The 16,793-nt window shown below is 72.2% G+C and carries 15 protein-coding genes; 11 read left to right on the top strand and 4 right to left on the bottom strand.

Features of this window, described 5'->3' with window-relative positions:
- Positions 1-35: 35 nt before the first annotated feature.
- The 7 genes from aroA (at position 36) to ABTY59_RS22360 (ending at position 8,441) form a co-directional block, all read left to right on the top strand.
- Positions 36-1,271: a 3-phosphoshikimate 1-carboxyvinyltransferase gene (aroA, locus tag ABTY59_RS22390; RefSeq protein ID WP_352020780.1), complete on the top strand. Its 1,236-nt coding sequence runs from the start codon at positions 36-38 to the stop codon at positions 1,269-1,271.
- A gap of 34 nt (positions 1,272-1,305) precedes the next feature.
- The gene (dxr, locus tag ABTY59_RS22385; protein ID WP_352020779.1) at positions 1,306-2,556 is read left to right on the top strand and encodes a 1-deoxy-D-xylulose-5-phosphate reductoisomerase; all 1,251 of its coding nucleotides are present in this window, start codon (positions 1,306-1,308) and stop codon (positions 2,554-2,556) included.
- On the top strand, positions 2,553-3,860 hold the full coding sequence (locus ABTY59_RS22380) for a M50 family metallopeptidase (protein WP_352020778.1): 1,308 nt from the start codon (positions 2,553-2,555) through the stop codon (positions 3,858-3,860). The genes dxr and ABTY59_RS22380 overlap by 4 nt, the downstream gene beginning before the upstream one ends.
- A gap of 103 nt (positions 3,861-3,963) precedes the next feature.
- A complete protein-coding gene (gene ispG / locus ABTY59_RS22375; RefSeq protein ID WP_352020777.1) occupies positions 3,964-5,121 on the top strand; it encodes a flavodoxin-dependent (E)-4-hydroxy-3-methylbut-2-enyl-diphosphate synthase in 1,158 nt (385 codons plus the stop codon).
- Positions 5,122-5,245: 124 nt separating this feature from the next.
- Entirely contained in the window at positions 5,246-6,091 is an 846-nt protein-coding gene (locus ABTY59_RS22370; RefSeq protein ID WP_352020776.1) for a GNAT family N-acetyltransferase, read from the top strand.
- A gap of 29 nt (positions 6,092-6,120) precedes the next feature.
- Complete coding sequence (locus tag ABTY59_RS22365) at positions 6,121-6,666, top strand: GNAT family N-acetyltransferase (RefSeq protein WP_352020775.1); 546 nt, start codon at positions 6,121-6,123, stop codon at positions 6,664-6,666.
- 71 nt (positions 6,667-6,737) lie between these two features.
- Positions 6,738-8,441, top strand: a complete 1,704-nt coding sequence (locus tag ABTY59_RS22360; protein ID WP_352020774.1) for a proline--tRNA ligase — start codon at positions 6,738-6,740, stop codon at positions 8,439-8,441.
- A 52-nt stretch (positions 8,442-8,493) separates the two neighbouring features.
- On the opposite strand, the gene ABTY59_RS22355 is transcribed toward ABTY59_RS22360, so the two are convergent.
- Genes ABTY59_RS22355 through ABTY59_RS22340 form a run of 4 tightly spaced genes read right to left on the bottom strand, consistent with a single transcriptional unit; the run spans position 8,494 to position 11,442 of the window.
- Positions 8,494-9,390, bottom strand: a complete 897-nt coding sequence (locus tag ABTY59_RS22355; RefSeq protein ID WP_352020773.1) for a slipin family protein — start codon at positions 9,388-9,390, stop codon at positions 8,494-8,496.
- 45 nt (positions 9,391-9,435) lie between these two features.
- Positions 9,436-10,335, bottom strand: a complete 900-nt coding sequence (locus tag ABTY59_RS22350) for an aminoglycoside phosphotransferase family protein (RefSeq protein ID WP_352020772.1) — start codon at positions 10,333-10,335, stop codon at positions 9,436-9,438.
- Positions 10,336-10,381: 46 nt separating this feature from the next.
- A complete protein-coding gene (locus ABTY59_RS22345) occupies positions 10,382-10,798 on the bottom strand; it encodes a ferritin-like domain-containing protein (protein WP_352020771.1) in 417 nt (138 codons plus the stop codon).
- A complete protein-coding gene (locus ABTY59_RS22340; protein WP_352020770.1) occupies positions 10,795-11,442 on the bottom strand; it encodes a hypothetical protein in 648 nt (215 codons plus the stop codon). Before ABTY59_RS22340 ends, ABTY59_RS22345 begins: the two co-directional genes overlap by 4 nt.
- Positions 11,443-11,563: 121 nt before the next feature.
- Here ABTY59_RS22340 and rimP point away from each other — a divergent pair, with 121 nt between their 5' ends.
- The 4 genes from rimP to infB all read left to right on the top strand — a co-directional run bounded on the left by rimP (position 11,564) and on the right by infB (position 16,657).
- Positions 11,564-12,061, top strand: coding sequence for a ribosome maturation factor RimP (gene rimP, locus ABTY59_RS22335; protein ID WP_352020769.1), 498 nt, complete (start codon positions 11,564-11,566; stop codon positions 12,059-12,061).
- A 2-nt stretch (positions 12,062-12,063) separates the two neighbouring features.
- Positions 12,064-13,059, top strand: a complete 996-nt coding sequence (nusA, locus tag ABTY59_RS22330; protein WP_352020768.1) for a transcription termination factor NusA — start codon at positions 12,064-12,066, stop codon at positions 13,057-13,059.
- Between the two features lie 74 nt (positions 13,060-13,133).
- Positions 13,134-13,415, top strand: coding sequence for a YlxR family protein (locus tag ABTY59_RS22325; RefSeq protein ID WP_352020767.1), 282 nt, complete (start codon positions 13,134-13,136; stop codon positions 13,413-13,415).
- 149 nt (positions 13,416-13,564) lie between these two features.
- Positions 13,565-16,657 carry a translation initiation factor IF-2 gene (infB, locus tag ABTY59_RS22320; RefSeq protein ID WP_352020766.1) on the top strand — a complete coding sequence of 1,031 codons (3,093 nt, stop codon included), beginning with the start codon at positions 13,565-13,567 and terminating at the stop codon, positions 16,655-16,657.
- Positions 16,658-16,793: the final 136 nt, after the last annotated feature.

Here is a 16,793-nt window from a genome sequence, read left to right as displayed (position 1 = left end):
GCGCGCGGGGCGCGCCGCGCGGCAGGATGGCGGGCGTGACCCTCATCGACATCCCCGGCTCCAAGTCCGTCACCGCCCGCGCGCTGTTCCTCGCCGCCGCCGCCGAGGGCACCACCACCCTCACGCGTCCGCTCGTCTCCGACGACACCGAGGGGTTCGCCGAGGGTCTCGCGGCCCTCGGCTACGCCGTCCGCCGGGAGCCCGGTGCCTGGCACATCGAGGGCCGCCCGGCCGGGCCGGGGGCGGACGAGGCCGACGTGTACTGCCGTGACGGCGCGACCACCGCCCGGTTCCTGCCGACCCTCGTGGCCGCCGGCCACGGCACGTACCGCTTCGACGCCTCCGCGCAGATGCGCCGACGCCCCCTCGGCCCGCTCAGCACCGCCCTGCGGGGCCTCGGCGTCGACCTGCGGCACGGCGGGGAGGACGGTCACCACCCGCTCGACGTCCATGCCGCCGGGGTCGAGGGCGGGGCGCTCACCCTGGACGCCGGGCAGTCCTCGCAGTACCTCACCGCGCTGCTCATGCTGGGCCCGCTGACCGCGGAGGGCCTCGACATCACCGTCACGGACCTGGTCTCGGAGCCGTACGTCGAGATCACGCTCGCGATGATGCGGGCGTTCGGGGCCGAGGTCCGCCAGGAGGGGCGCACCTATCGCGTCGCCCCCACCGGCTACCGGGCGCGGACGTACGGCATCGAGCCCGACGCCTCCACCGCCAGCTACTTCTTCGCCGCCGCCGCCCTGGAGCCGGGCCGTTCCGTCACCGTCCCCGGCCTCGGGACCGGCGCCCTCCAGGGCGACCTGGCCTTCGTCGACGTCCTGCGCCGCATGGGCGCCGACGTCGAGACCGGCGCCGACGGGACCACCGTCCGCTCCACCGGCACCCTGCGCGGACTCACCGTCAACATGCGGGACATCTCGGACACCATGCCGACCCTCGCGGCGATCGCGCCGTTCGCCGACGGGCCGGTCCGCATCGAGGACGTGGCCAACACCCGGGTCAAGGAGTGCGACCGGCTCGACGCCTGCGCCGAGAACCTGCGCCGCCTCGGCATCACCGTCGAGACCGGCCCGGACTGGATCGAGATCCACCCGGGCACCCCGGCGGGACCCGTGGAGATCGCCACGCACGGCGATCACCGGATCGTGATGTCCTTCGCGGTCACGGCCCTGCGCACGCCGGGGATCACCTTCGACGACCCGGGTTGTGTGAAGAAGACGTTCCCCGACTTCCACCGGGCGTTCGACACGTTCGTCCACACCCCGTGAAGACCGCACAGTCTTTGCGGCAAGAATGGGGGGCATGAGCGACCGCCCCTCTCCTCTCGCCGACCCGCACATCGCCTTCGACGTCTCCGAAGGACGCCGGGACATCGTCGTCCTCGGCTCGACCGGGTCCATCGGCACGCAGGCCATCGACCTGGTGCTGCGCAATCCCGACCGTTTCCGGGTCACCGCCCTGGCCGCCTCCGGCGGCCGGATCGGACTGCTCGCCGAGCAGGCGCACCGGCTGAAGGTCCGGACGGTCGCGGTCGCCCGCGAGGACGTGGTCGAGGAGCTGCGTACGGCCCTGCGGGCGCTGTACGGCTCCGAGCCACTGCCGGAGCTGCTCGTGGGCCCGGACGCGGCGACCCAGCTGGCGGCCTCGCCGTGCCACACCGTCCTCAACGGCATCACCGGCTCCATCGGCCTCGCGCCGACCCTCGCCGCCCTCGAAGCGGGCCGCACCCTGGCCCTCGCCAACAAGGAGTCGCTGATCGTCGGCGGCCCCCTGGTGAAGGCGCTCGCCAAGCCGGGCCAGATCATCCCGGTCGACTCCGAGCACGCGGCCCTCTTCCAGGCGCTCGCCGCCGGCACCCGCGCCGACGTCCGCAAGCTGGTCGTCACGGCCTCCGGAGGCCCCTTCCGCGGCCGTACGCGCGAGCAGCTGGCCCATGTCACCCGGGAGGACGCGCTCGCCCACCCGACCTGGGCCATGGGCCCGGTGATCACGGTGAACAGCGCGACCCTGGTGAACAAGGGCCTGGAGGTCATCGAGGCCCATCTGCTCTACGACATCCCGTTCGACCGCATCGAGGTCGTCGTCCACCCGCAGTCGTACGTCCACTCGATGGTCGAGTTCACGGACGGCTCGACGCTCGCCCAGGCCACCCCGCCGGACATGCGCGGCCCGATCGCCATCGGCATCGGCTGGCCGGAGCGGGTCCCGGACGCGGCCCCCGCCTTCGACTGGACGAAGGCCTCCACCTGGGAGTTCTTCCCGCTCGACACCGAGGCCTTCCCGTCCGTGGGTCTGGCCCGGCACGTGGGCGAGCTGGGCGGCACCGCCCCCGCCGTCTTCAACGCGGCGAACGAGGAGTGCGTCGAGGCGTTTCTCGCGGGACGGCTGCCGTTCAACGGAATCATGGATACGGTCACCGCTGTCGTCACCGAGCACGGAAAGCCCCGTGGGGGAACCCCGCTCACGGTGTCGGACGTCCTCGAAGCGGAGACCTGGGCACGGGCCCGGGCCCGAGAGCTCGCAGCGAAGGCAACAGCGGAGGCCCGCGCATGACCGAAATGCTCCTGTACGCCCTGGGCATCGTGCTGTTCGCGTTGGGACTCCTCGTCTCCATCGCCTGGCACGAGCTCGGCCACCTCTCCACGGCCAAGCTCTTCGGCATCCGCGTGCCGCAGTACATGGTCGGCTTCGGCCCCACGATCTGGTCGAGGAAGCGCGGCGAGACCGAGTACGGCCTCAAGGCCATCCCGGCGGGCGGCTACATCCGGATGATCGGCATGTTCCCGCCGGGCGAGGACGGCAAGATCGAGGCCCGCTCCACCTCGCCCTGGCGCTCCATGATCGAGGACGCCCGCGAAGCCTCGTACGAGGAGCTCAAGCCGGGCGACGAGACGCGGCTCTTCTACACGCGCAAGCCGTGGAAGCGCGTGATCGTGATGTTCGCCGGACCGTTCATGAACCTGGTCCTGGCGGCGCTGCTGTTCTTCGGCTCGATGATGACGATCGGCACCGCGGGGCAGACGACCCAGGTCGCCGGCGTGCAGCAGTGCGTCATCAAGCAGAGCGAGAAGCGGGAGACGTGCCGGTCGGGCGACCCCGTCTCCCCGGCGTTCAAGGCGGGTCTGAAGGAGGGCGACAGGATCGTCGCCTTCAACGGGACCCCGGTCTCCGACTGGGACACCCTCTCCGACCGCATCCGCGACACCATCGGGCCCGCCACGGTCACCGTCGAGCGGGGCGGACAGCGCCTCGACCTGCACCCCGTCCTCGTCCCCAACGTGGTGCCGCAGAAGGACGCGGACGGCAAGGTCGTCCAGCCGCTGCACTACACCAAGGCCGGATACCTCGGCTTCGCCTCCAAGACCGAGGTCGCGCCGCTCACCTTCGGCGAGACCACCGAGCGGATGACCGACCTCCTGGAGAACGGCGTCCACTCGGTCATCGCCCTCCCGGGCAAGATCCCCGGTCTGTGGGACGCCACCTTCGGGGACGGCGAGCGCGCCGAGGACTCCCCGGTCGGCGTCGTCGGCGCCGCCCGCATCACCGGTGAGCTGATGACCGTCGAGGCGCCGCCGACGACGATCCTCGTCTGGTTCATGAACCTGCTGGTCATGTTCAACGTCTCGCTGTTCCTGTTCAACATGCTCCCGCTGCTGCCGCTCGACGGCGGTCACATCGCGGGCGCCCTGTGGGAGTCCGTCCGCCGTCACACGGCCCGGATCTTCAAGCGCCCCGACCCCGGCCCGTTCGACGTGGCCAAGCTGATGCCCGCGGCCTACGTGGTCGCCGGTGTCTTCGTCTGCTTCACCCTGCTCGTCCTCGCCGCCGACATCGTCAACCCGGTGAAACTGACGTAGCTCCCAGGGGGGCCGGACCCGGTGGTGTCCGGCCCCCCGCCCCCGGGGCGGTAACCTCGGAGACCTGAGCCCGCCGACGCACAACCTTGAGGTTGCACTTCAGATGACCGCGATTTCTCTCGGTATCCCGACCGTTCCGACCCGGCTCGCCGAGCGGCGCAAGAGCCGCCAGATCCAGGTCGGCAGCGTGGCCGTCGGCGGTGACGCGCCCGTCTCCGTCCAGTCGATGACGACGACCCGCACCTCCGACATCGGCGCCACGCTCCAGCAGATCGCCGAGCTGACGGCCTCCGGCTGCCAGATCGTCCGCGTGGCCTGCCCGACCCAGGACGACGCCGACGCGCTCGCCACCATCGCCCGCAAGTCGCAGATCCCCGTGATCGCCGACATCCACTTCCAGCCGAAGTACGTCTTCGCCGCGATCGACGCCGGCTGCGCGGCCGTCCGCGTCAACCCGGGCAACATCAAGCAGTTCGACGACAAGGTCAAGGAGATCGCCAAGGCGGCCGGCGACGCCCGCGTCCCGATCCGCATCGGCGTCAACGCCGGCTCGCTCGACGCCCGCCTGCTGAAGAAGTACGGCAAGGCCACCCCCGAGGCGCTCGTCGAGTCCGCGCTCTGGGAGGCCTCCCTCTTCGAGGAGCACGGCTTCCGCGACATCAAGATCTCGGTCAAGCACAACGACCCGGTCGTCATGGTCGAGGCCTACCGCCAGCTCGCCGCCCAGTGCGACTACCCGCTGCACCTCGGCGTCACCGAGGCGGGCCCGGCCTTCCAGGGCACCATCAAGTCGGCCGTCGCCTTCGGCGCGCTGCTCTCCCAGGGCATCGGCGACACCATCCGCGTCTCCCTCTCCGCGCCGCCGGCCGAGGAGATCAAGGTCGGCATCCAGATCCTGGAGTCGCTGAACCTGCGCCAGCGCCGCCTGGAGATCGTCTCCTGCCCGTCCTGCGGCCGCGCCCAGGTCGACGTCTACAAGCTCGCCGAGGAGGTCACCGCCGGCCTCGACGGCATGACCGTCCCCCTGCGCGTCGCCGTCATGGGCTGCGTCGTCAACGGCCCCGGCGAGGCCCGCGAGGCCGACCTCGGCGTCGCCTCCGGCAACGGCAAGGGCCAGATCTTCGTCAAGGGCGAGGTCATCAAGACCGTGCCCGAGTCGAAGATCGTCGAGACCCTCATCGAGGAGGCGCTCAAGATCGCCGAGCAGATGGAGAAGGACGGCGTCGCCAGCGGCGAGCCGACGGTCGCCATCGGCGCCTGACGATTCCACGCCGGAAGCCCCTCCACCCCACCCGGGGGGAGGGGCTTCCCGCTTGTGACGGGCCCCGCCGCAGGGCACGGGGGTACAGTGCGGAGACCAGCAATCCGTCCCGTGAGGCCCCCTCGTGCTGACAGAGACCACCACTCGGGTCCTCGAACCCGCCGACCTCGGCGCCGCGCTCGCCGTCCTGGAGAGCGCCCCCGTCGAGAACGCCTTCGTGACCGCCCGCGTCCAGATCGCCGGGCTCGATCCCTGGCGCCTCGGCGGCGAGATGTGGGGCTGGTACACCGAGGGACGCCTGCGCTCGCTCTGCTACTCCGGCGCCAACCTCGTCCCGATCTGCGCCACCCCCGACGCCGTCCGCGCCTTCGCCGACCGGGCCCGCAGGATCGGCCGCCGCTGCTCCTCGATCGTCGGCCCCGCCGAGGCCACTGGCGAGCTGTGGCGCCTCCTGGAGCCCAGCTGGGGCCCCGCGAGGGACGTCCGCGCCCACCAGCCGCTGATGATCGCCGAGGAACCCTCCGCCGCCGTCGCCCCCGATCCGCTGGTGCGGCGCGTCCGCAAGGACGAGATGGAGGCGATCATGCCCGCCTGCGTGGCCATGTTCACCGAGGAGGTCGGCGTCTCGCCGCTCGCCAACGACGGCGGACTCCTCTACCAGGCCCGCGTCGCCGAGCTCGTCGGCGCCGGCCGCTCCTTCGCCCGCATCGAGGACGGCAAGGTCGTCTTCAAGGCCGAGATCGGCGCCGCCACCCGCCAGGCCTGCCAGATCCAGGGCGTCTGGGTCGCCCCCGAGCACCGCGGCAAGGGCCTCTCCGAGACGGGCATGGCCGCCGTCCTCCAGTACGCCCTGGCCGACGTCGCGCCCGTCGTCAGCCTGTACGTCAACGACTTCAACACCCCGGCGAGGGCCGCGTACCGCCGCGTCGGCTTCCGCGAGACCGGTGCGTTCATGAGCGTGCTGTTCTGAGGCGCCGGGCGGCTTGTAGGGTGCGCCGCATGGATGACGCAGAGGTCGTGATCGGTCCGGTCAATCTCGCCGCCCGGGTGGACGAGGCCCTCGCCGTGCAGGCCGTCGCCTTCGGCCTGGACGCGGGCGAGGTCGCCGTACGCCGCCACATCGTGCTGCGCCACCTCCTCAGTCCCGGCGCCCGCGCCTACGGGGCCACCACCCCCGACGGGCGGCTCGTCGGCTTCGTGTACGGCATGCCCAACGACCGCACCCACTGGTGGTCCACCGTCGTCGAGACCTACCTGCGGGCCACCGGCACCGCCGACTGGCTCGACGACTCCTTCGTCATCACCGAACTCCACGTCCACCCCGGCTTCCAGGGCCGGGGCGTGGGCCGCGGGCTGATCACCACCATCACCGACGGCGCCGACGAGAAGCGGTCCATCCTCTCCGCGATCGACACCGACTCCCCGGCCCGCGGCCTCTACCGCTCCCTCGGCTACGTCGACCTCGCCCGCCAGGTGCACTTCCCGAGCGCCCCCCGCCCGTACGCGGTCATGGGAGCGCCCCTGCCGCTCAAGCGCCGGAACTGATTTCTCCTGCCAGGGGCGGCCCGGCTAACCTCGGGGCCATCACCTTCAGTCCCGGCAGGAGTACGAGAACCATGGCCAACGCACCGGTCCAGCGCATGTCCCAGTTGATGGCGAAGACGCTGCGCGACGACCCGGCGGACGCCGAGGTCCTCAGCCACAAGCTCCTCGTCCGCGCCGGCTACGTCCGCCGCACCGCCGCCGGCATCTGGAGCTGGCTGCCGCTGGGCAAGAAGGTCCTCTCCAACGTCGAGCGGATCGTCCGCGAGGAGATGGACGCCATCGGCGCGCAGGAGGTCTCCCTGCCCGCGCTGCTGCCCCGTGAGCCGTACGAGGCGACCGGCCGCTGGGACGAGTACGGCGCCGAGCTCTTCCGCCTCCAGGACCGCAAGGGCGGCGACTACCTCCTCGGCCCGACCCACGAGGAGATCTTCACGCTCCTGGTGAAGGACCAGTGCTCGTCCTACAAGGACCTGCCCGTCATCCTGTACCAGATCCAGACCAAGTTCCGCGACGAGGCCCGCCCCCGCGCCGGCATCCTGCGCGGCCGCGAGTTCCTCATGAAGGACTCGTACTCCTTCGACACGGAGGACGAGGGCCTCGGCCACTCGTACGCCCTGCACCGCCAGGCCTACCAGCGCGTCTTCGAGCGCCTCGGCCTCGACTACCGCATCTGCGCCGCCACCGCCGGCGCCATGGGCGGCTCGAAGTCCGAGGAGTTCCTCGCCCCCGCCGAGGCCGGCGAGGACACCTTCGCCGACTGCCCGAACTGCGACTTCGCCGCGAACACCGAAGCGGTGTACCAGGCCGTGAAGCCGGTCGACGCCGACGCGGTGCCCGCCGCCGAGGAGATCCCGACCCCCGACACCCCCACGATCGAGACGCTCGCCGCCTCCCTGGGCGTGCCCGCCTCCGCCACCCTGAAGAACCTCCTGGTGAAGGTCGACGGCGAGATCGTCGCCATCGGCGTCCCCGGCGACCGCGAGGTCGACATGGACAAGGTCGAGGCCCACTTCGGCCCGACCGCCACCGTCGAGCTGGTGACGGAGGAGGACTTCGCGCAGCGCGCCGACCTCGTCCGCGGCTACGTCGGCCCCCAGGGCCTGGAGAAGGTCACCTACCTCGCCGACCCCCGCGTGGCCCCCGGCACGGCCTGGATCACGGGCGCCAACAAGGACGGCATGCACGCGAAGAACGTCGTCGCGGGCCGTGACTTCGAGGTCGCCGAGTACGTCGACGTCGTCGTCGTCCAGGAGGGTGACCCGTGCCCCAAGTGTGGCACCGGCCTCAAGCTGGACCGCGCCATCGAGATCGGCCACATCTTCCAGCTGGGCCGCAAGTACGCCGACGCCCTCAAGCTCGACGTCCTCGGCCAGAACGGCAAGCCGGTCCGCGTGACCATGGGCTCGTACGGCATCGGCGTCTCCCGCGCGGTCGCCGCCCTCGCCGAGCAGACCGCCGACGAGAAGGGCCTGTGCTGGCCGGCCGAGGTCGCCCCGGCCGACGTCCACGTCGTCGCCGCCGGCAAGGCGCTCCAGACGGAGCTGGCCCTGGAGGTCTCGGAGAAGCTCTCCGCGGCAGGCCTCCGCGTCCTCGTCGACGACCGCGCGGGCGTCTCCCCGGGCGTCAAGTTCACCGACGCCGAGCTCATGGGCGTCCCGAAGATCCTCGTCGCGGGCCGCCGCTCCGGCGAGGGCGTCGTGGAGCTGAAGGACCGCCGGACCGGCGAGCGCGAGGAGCTCACCGTCGACGAGGCCCTCGCCCGCCTGTCGGCGTAACCCCGTGCGACCCGCCGCCCCGCCCCGCCGAGCGCGGGGCGGGGCGGCGGTGTCACGCGCCCTGGTCGTGCGGGGACGGTTCGACCGAGCTGCCCGTGAGGTCCTCCACCGCCTCGACCGCCGCCGCCCGCCCCTTCAGATACGCCTCGCTCACCGGCGGCGGTGCCGTCGTGGACTCCTCGGGACCCGCCGGCGTCGCACGCTCCAGGAACCGCAGCAGTTCCACCGGGATCGGCAGGACCAGCGTCGAGTTCTTCTCCGCGGACACCGCCATCACCGTCTGCAGCAGACGCAGCTGCAGCGCCGCCGGCTGGTCCGACATCACCCCCGCCGCCTCGGCCAGCTTCTTCGAGGCCTGGAGTTCGGCGTCCGCGTTGATGACCCGCGCCCGCCGCTCCCGGTCCGCCTCCGCCTGCCGGGCCATCGAGCGCTTCATGGTCTCCGGCAGCGACACGTCCTTGATCTCGACCCGGTCGATCGCGACGCCCCAGCCCATCGCGGGACTGTCGAGCATCAGCTCAAGACCCTGGTTGAGCTTCTCCCGGTTCGACAGCAGGTCGTCGAGGTCGCTCTTGCCGATGATCGACCGCAGCGAGGTCTGCGCCATCTGCGAGACCGCGAACTTGTAGTCCTCGACCCGCACCACCGCGTCCGCGGGGTCGACGACCTTGAAGTACACGACCGCGTCCACCCGCACGGTCACGTTGTCACGGGTGATGCCCTCCTGCGCCGGCACCGGCATCGTGACGATCTGCATGTTCACCTTGTGCAGGCGGTCGACGAGCGGGACGATCATCGTGAATCCCGGCGTCCGCACGTCGTCGCGCAGCCGGCCGAAGCGGAAGACGACGCCGCGCTCGTACTGCTTGACCACCCGCGCGGCCGCGCCCGCGTACACGGCGAACGCCGCGGCCGCGCCGGCCGCCGCCACCAGCAGTTCTTCGATCATCACGGCCCCCTGGAATCGGCCGAAAGCTACACAAAGGGTATTCCCCTACAGCCAGCTCGCGAACTCCAGGAGCAGCTCCGCGTCCTGCCGCCGGCCCGCCGTCAGCGCCCGCGTCCCCGACTCGACCGCGCGGAACAGGGTCCAGCCGCGCAGTCGCTCCCGGTCCAGGTCCAGGGAGTCCGCCAGCTTGTTGACCCGCCGCCGGGCCGCCGAGGCCCCCGAGGACGCCGCCACGAGGTCCTCGACCCGGTCCCGTACGAGCCGGGCGAGGTCGTAGGCCCGCTCGCCGACCAGCGGCTCGGGGCCGACGGCCAGCCAGGGCGTCCGGTCGCCGGCGAGCACCTTGCCCTGCCGGAAGTTCCCGTGCAGCAGCACCGTCTCCGTCCCGGCCGCCAGCAGCTCCTCGCGGGCGGCGAGCGCCGCCGCCGTCAGGTCGCCGGCCGCCGCGTCCGCGCGGTAGGACTCCATGGCGGAGGCCTGCCGGGCGGTCCGCTCCGCCACCGTCTCGAAGCCGTGCCCGGCCGGGGGGTCGACCCACAGCCTCCGTACGGTTCCGGCGGCCTCCAGGAGCGCCTTCGCCTCCGGCAGGGAGCGCAGCGAGACCTCGGGGTGCAGCCGTTCGAGGACGAGCGCGCCCTCCCCGGCCCCGTCGAGGAGCTCGACCGCGCCCCAGCCGTTCCAGTGCTCCAGCGCGTCCCGTTCGAGGTCGGGACGGGCGAACGGCGGGGCGATCTTGAGCGCGGCGGGGGAGCCGTCGGAGCGCCGGACGAGCACCACCAGGCTGCTGCGTCCGCCGGGGGCCATCACCCGCTCGGTGTCCAGCGACGCGTGGGCGACCGCCTGCTCGGCGAGCCCGGGCAGCGTGCCGAGCCACTCGGCCGCCGCGGTGTCCCCGTACGTCTCGCGGAGGGTCCTGGCCAGTCGCTGCGGCGGTTCGAAACCCATGCGTACGTTGTTCCTTCGGTCGGGGCGGGACTCGGTCGGGGCGGGACTACACCCGCTCGGCGAGCCCAGGAAAGGTTACGTCGCTGCCGCGCCAGCGGACCGCGCGTACCGCCGCCTCCCGGAGCGCGGCGGCCGCCTCGCCCCGCGCGCGCCCCTCGAAGGCCCGTACGAGGTCGGAGTACACCCCGGCCACCCGCTCCTCCAGGACCGTCGCGAGCCGTACGGCTCCGGCGGGGTCCGCGACCGTGAACGGCAGCTCGTACGCGGCCTCCGCCGCCACCGGCGTCGCGCCCAGGTCCCGCACGGTCCGGCGCAGCGCGTCCCGCCGTGCCCGGTGCGCCTCGTACGCGGCGGTGGCCTCGGCCCGCCGCTCGGTGCCGATCCGGCCGCCGACGACCCCGTAGCCGTACACCGCGGCGTGCTCGGCGGCCAGCGCGGCCTGGGCGGCGACGAGGGCGCTCATGCCCGTGCTCCTTCGGTCAGCAGGTAGACGTGGGCGGCGCCGGAGGCCGCCACGGAGGCGAGCAGCCGGGCGTACTCGGGCGGGGCCGTGAGCAGGGCGGCGGCGTGGCCGTCGGAGGCCGTCCGCTCGGCGGCCGCGAGCTCCTTGAGGGCCGCCCGGGGGTCGGTCGCCACCCGGACGGGCGTGGGGGAGGCCGCGGGCCTTCCCGAGGCGGGGGCGGGAGAGGCGCCCGCGGGGCCGGAGGGGGAGGCGGGACCGGGGGACGCCGTGGTGGTCCCCGGTGCCGGGTCCACCGTCGTGCCGCCCTCGCCGAGGGCCTTCGCGTGGGCCGCCACCGCGCGCCGGAGCGGGGCCAGCCGGGCGGCCAGGGCGGGATGGGCGGCGAGCGTCGCGTCGTAACGTTCCAGCAGGCCGCGCGCGGCCGTCACCGACCGCAGCCGCAGGGCCGCCTCGGCGCGCGCCACCCGTTCGGCCTCGACCTCGGCGGCGTTCGGGCGCCGGGGCCCGCCGACCGGCGGGGAGGTGCAGGCCGCGAGGGCCGTCGCTCCGGCCGCCGCGCCCGCCACGAGGAGTGCGCGTCTGCCCGTCGTCGTCACGCCTGCTCTCCCCGTCTGCCGTACCTGGTCGAAGATCGTCGAGATCACCGCAGGCGAGCGTACCCGCGGGCCCCGGGGCGATGGACGGCAACACCCTCCCGGACCGGATACCCTTTGGTCTGACACGCGACGAACCCACAACAGCACACGCGGCCGAGGAGTCACCCGGATGAGCACCACCCAGAGCGACAGGCTGCGCGGACTCGTGGAGCCGCTCGTCGCCGCGAAGGACCTGGATCTGGAAGAGATCGAGGTGTCCCGGGCCGGCCGCCGCGGGCTGCTGCGGATCGTCGTCGACTCGGACGAGGGCGTGGAGCTGGACGCGTGCGCCGAGCTGAGCCGCGCGATCTCCGAGAAGCTCGACGAGACCGACGCGATGGGCGAGGGCGAGTACGTCCTCGAAGTCAGCTCCCCGGGCGCCGACCGCCCCCTCACCGAGCACCGCCACTACGTGCGCGCCACCGGCCGCCTGGCCAAGCTCCAGCTGGCCGAGGGCGGGGACCTGGTCGCGCGCATCCTGGCCGTGGACGAGGACGGCCTCGACATGGAGGTGCCGGGCGTGAAGGGGCGCAAGCCCACCGCCCGCCGGGTCGAGTTCGCCGAGATCGCCAAGGCGCGTGTCGAGATCGAGTTCAACCGCAAGGACAAGAAGGAAGAGGAGGCGTAGCCGTGGACATCGACGTGAAGCTCCTGAAGGGCTTGGCACAGGAGAAGGAAATCTCCTTCGAGATGCTGGTCGAGGCGATCGAGTCGGCCCTCCTCATCGCGTACCACCGCACCCCCGACGCCCGTCGCCACGCGCGCGTGGAACTGAACCGGGCCACCGGTCACGTGACGGTGTGGGCGAAGGAGGACCCCTCCGAGCTGGAGGAGGGCCAGGAGCCCAAGGACTTCGACGACACCCCGTCGGACTTCGGACGGATCGCGGCGAGCACCGCCCGTCAGGTCATCCAGCAGCGGCTGCGGGACGCCGAGAACGACGTGACCTTCGGCGAGTACGCGCGCCGCGAGGGCGATGTCGTCGCCGGTGTGGTGCAGCAGGGCAAGGACCCGAAGAACGTCCTCGTCAAGCTGGACGACAAGCTGGAGGCCATCCTTCCGGTGCAGGAGCAGGTGCCGGGCGAGGAGTACACGCACGGCCTGCGGCTGCGCACGTACGTCGTCCGGGTGGCGAAGGGTGTGCGCGGTCCGTCCGTCACCCTCTCGCGCACGCACCCCAACCTGGTGAAGAAGCTCTTCGCCCTGGAGGTCCCGGAGATCGCCGACGGTTCGGTCGAGATCGCGGCGATCGCCCGTGAGGCCGGTCACCGCACCAAGATCGCCGTCCGTTCCACCCGTTCGGGCCTGAACCCCAAGGGCGCCTGCATCGGCCCGATGGGCAGCCGCGTCCGCAACGTGATGGCGGAGCTGCTCGGCGAGAAGATCGACATCGTCGACTGGTCGGACGACCCGGCCGAGATGGTGGCGAACGCGCTGTCGCCGGCGCGGGTCTCCAAGGTCGAGGTCGTGGACCTCGCCGCCCGCTCCGCCCGGGTGACGGTGCCGGACTACCAGCTGTCCCTGGCCATCGGCAAGGAGGGCCAGAACGCCCGCCTGGCCGCGCGTCTCACCGGCTGGCGGATCGACATCCGTCCGGACACGGAGCCGGCGGAGCCGCAGGCCTGAGACCGTTTTTGGCCAACAACTGTTCGATTCTTGCCCCGAACGGGTGGGGTCGGTACGGGGAGGTAGACTTAATAGTGTCTGGCCGGACGCATGCCCGCGTGTGCCCTGAACGAACCTGTGTGGGATGTCGGGAGCGAGCGGCCAAGAGCGATCTGCTGCGGATCGTGGTGAATAAGGACGAGTGCGTTCCCGATCATCGCGGTACGCTGCCCGGCCGGGGTGCGTACCTGCACCCCGCCGTGGTCTGTCTCGACCTGGCGGTCCGCCGCCGGGCCTTTCCGAGGGCCTTCAAGGTCCAGGGACCGCTCGACACGGAGGCGCTCCGCCACCACGTCGAGCGGGCGGCACCGCAGTGAACAAGAAGTACGGCACGGAACACCGTGCGGTCAGGTACCTCGCGAGTTGGAAGTAGGTCGAGATTGCGATGAGCACTCGATGAGTACGCGATGAGTACGCCCATGAAGTAGCGACGGTCCGGCGGTAACCGGACCTATAAAGGAGCGAAGTGGCTAAGGTCCGGGTATACGAACTCGCCAAGGAGTTCGGTGTGGAGAGCAAGGTCGTCATGGCCAAGCTCCAAGAACTCGGTGAATTCGTCCGTTCGGCGTCCTCGACGATCGAGGCGCCGGTCGTGCGCAAGTTGACTGACGCTTTGCAGGGTCCCGGCGGCAACGCCGGCAAGACCGCTGCCAAGCCCGGCGCGCCCCGCAAGGCGGCGCCTTCCCCCGCGGCGCCGTCTCCGGCCGCCGCGGCCCGTCCCGCTGCTCCGAAGCCCGGCGCCCCGGCCCCCAAGCCGGCCCCCGCCGCGCCCGCGGCGCCGGCGCCGGTCACTCCGGCCGCGCCCGCGAGCAGCACCCCCTCTCCGGCTCCGGCCGCCTCGGGCCCCCGCCCGGGCCCGAAGCCCGCGCCCAAGCCGGTCACGCCGGCTCCGGCCGCCCCGGAGTTCACCGCGCCTCCGTCGGCTCCCGCCGCCGGTCCGCGCCCCGGTGGCGCCACCCCGGGTCCCCGTCCCACCGGCGAGCGTCCCGCCCGCCCGGGTCAGGGTTCCCCCCGCCCGCAGGGCCAGGGCGCGCCGCGCCCCGGCGGCCAGCAGGCCCCCCGTCCGGGCGGTGCCCGTCCGGCCGGTCCCCGTCCGGGCAACAACCCCTTCACCTCGGGTGGCTCCACCGGAATGGCGCGCCCGCAGGCGCCCCGTCCGGGTGGCGGCGCTCCCCGTCCCGGCGGCCCCGGTGCCGTTCCGGGCGCCCCGCGTCCGCAGGGTGGCCCCGGTGGCGCCCCGCGTCCGCAGGGTCAGGGCGGTGCCCGTCCGACCCCCGGTGGCATGCCTCGTCCGCAGGCTCCCCGTCCGGGCGGCGCGCCCGGCGGTAACCGTCCGAACCCGGGCATGATGCCGCAGCGTCCCGCTGCCGGCCCGCGTCCCGGCCCCGGCGGTCGTGGCCCCGGTGGCCCCGGCGGTCGTCCGGGCGGTCCCGGTGGTGGCGGCGGCGGTCGTCCCGGCTTCGCCGGTCGTCCGGCCGGTCCCGGCGGTGGCGGCGGCGGCTTCGCCGGCCGTCCCGGTGGTCCCGGTGGCGGCGGCGGTCGTCCGGGTGGTCCCGGCGGCGGTGGCGGCGGCTTCGGCGGTCGTCCCGGTGGCTTCGGTGGCCGTCCCGGCGGTCCGGGTGGCCGTGGTGGCACGCAGGGCGCCTTCGGCCGTCCCGGCGGTCCCGCGCGTCGTGGTCGCAAGTCGAAGCGTCAGAGGCGCCAGGAGTACGAGGCCATGCAGGCCCCGTCCGTGGGCGGCGTGATGCTTCCCCGCGGTGGCGGCGAGGTCATCCGCCTGTCGCGCGGTGCCTCCCTCACCGACTTCGCCGAGAAGATCGGCGCCAACCCGGCGTCGCTCGTCGCGGTGATGATGAACCTCGGCGAGATGGTCACGGCGACGCAGTCGGTCTCCGACGACACGCTGCAGATGCTCGGTGACGAGATGAACTACCAGGTTCAGATCGTCTCCCCGGAGGAGGAGGACCGCGAGCTCCTCGAGTCCTTCGACATCGAGTTCGGCGAGGACGAGGGCGGCGAAGAGGCCCTGGTCTCCCGTCCGCCGGTCGTCACCGTCATGGGTCACGTCGACCACGGAAAGACCCGACTGCTCGACGCGATCCGCAAGACGAACGTCGTCGCGGGCGAGGCCGGTGGCATCACGCAGGGCATCGGTGCCTACCAGGTGGGCACCGAGGTCAACGGCGAGGACCGCAAGATCACCTTCATCGACACCCCGGGTCACGAGGCGTTCACCGCCATGCGTGCCCGTGGTGCGAAGTCGACCGACATCGCGATCCTCGTGGTCGCGGCCAACGACGGCGTCATGCCGCAGACGATCGAGGCGCTCAACCACGCCAAGGCCGCCGGCGTCCCGATCGTCGTCGCGGTCAACAAGATCGACGTCGAGGGCGCGGACCCGACCAAGGTCCGCGGTCAGCTGACCGAGTTCGGTCTGGTGGCCGAGGAGTACGGCGGCGACACGATGTTCGTCGACATCTCCGCCAAGCAGGGTCTGCACATCGACTCCCTGCTGGAGGCCGTGATCCTCACCGCCGACGCCTCGCTCGACCTTCGGGCCAACCCGAACCAGGACGCGCAGGGTATTGCGATCGAGTCCCACCTCGACCGCGGTCGCGGTGCCGTCTCGACCGTCCTGGTCCAGCGCGGAACGCTGCGCATCGGCGACACCGTGGTGGTCGGCGACGCGTACGGCCGCGTCCGGGCGATGCTCGACGACAAGGGCAACAACGTCGAGGAGGCGGCCCCGTCGACTCCCGTCCTGGTGCTCGGTCTCACCAACGTGCCGGGTGCCGGCGACAACCTCCTGGTCGTCGACGAGGACCGCACGGCCCGCCAGATCGCCGAGAAGCGCGCTGCTCGTGAGCGCAACGCCGCCTTCGCCAAGCGCGTCCGCCGGGTGTCCCTCGAGGACCTCGACAAGGTGCTCAAGGCCGGTCTGGTCCAGGAACTCAACCTCATCATCAAGGGCGACGCGTCCGGTGCGGTCGAGGCCCTCGAAGCCTCGCTGCTCCAGCTCGACGTCGGCGAAGAGGTCGACATCCGGGTCCTGCACCGCGGTGTGGGTGCGGTCACCGAGTCCGACATCGACCTGGCGATGGGCTCCGACGCCATCGTCATCGGCTACAACGTCCGTGCGGCCGGCCGTGCCGCGCAGATGGCGGAGCGCGAGGGCGTCGACGTCCGCTACTACTCGGTGATCTACCAGGCCATCGAGGAGATCGAGGCGGCCCTGAAGGGTCTCCTCAAGCCGGAGTACGAAGAGGTCGAGCTCGGTACGGCGGAGATCCGCGAGGTCTTCCGCTCGTCCAAGCTGGGCAACATCGCCGGTGTCCTCATCCGCTCCGGCGAGGTCAAGCGCAACACCAAGGCGCGCCTCATCCGCGACGGCAAGGTCATCGCCGAGGACCTCACGATCCACGGTCTGCGCCGCTTCAAGGACGACGTCACCGAGATCCGCGAAGGCTTCGAGGGCGGTATCAACCTCGGAAACTTCAACGACATCAAGATCGACGACGTCATCGCGACGTACGAGATGCGCGAGAAGCCGCGCGCGTAACGCGTAGGGCTGAGTCCGGGGCCGGTCGGCGGAAGATTATTCCGTCGATCGGCCCCGGCCGTTGCGTGTACGGTTCTGGTGTCCCTGCCAGGCGACGGCGTGGCAGGCCACCGAACCCGAACCGGCGGGACATCCG

The sequence above is a fragment of the Streptomyces sp. NPDC096079 genome (genome assembly GCF_040303145.1).
In the GTDB taxonomy this organism is placed as follows: Bacteria; Actinomycetota; Actinomycetes; order Streptomycetales; family Streptomycetaceae; genus Streptomyces.
This window is presented reverse-complemented; position numbering and strand designations above follow the sequence as displayed.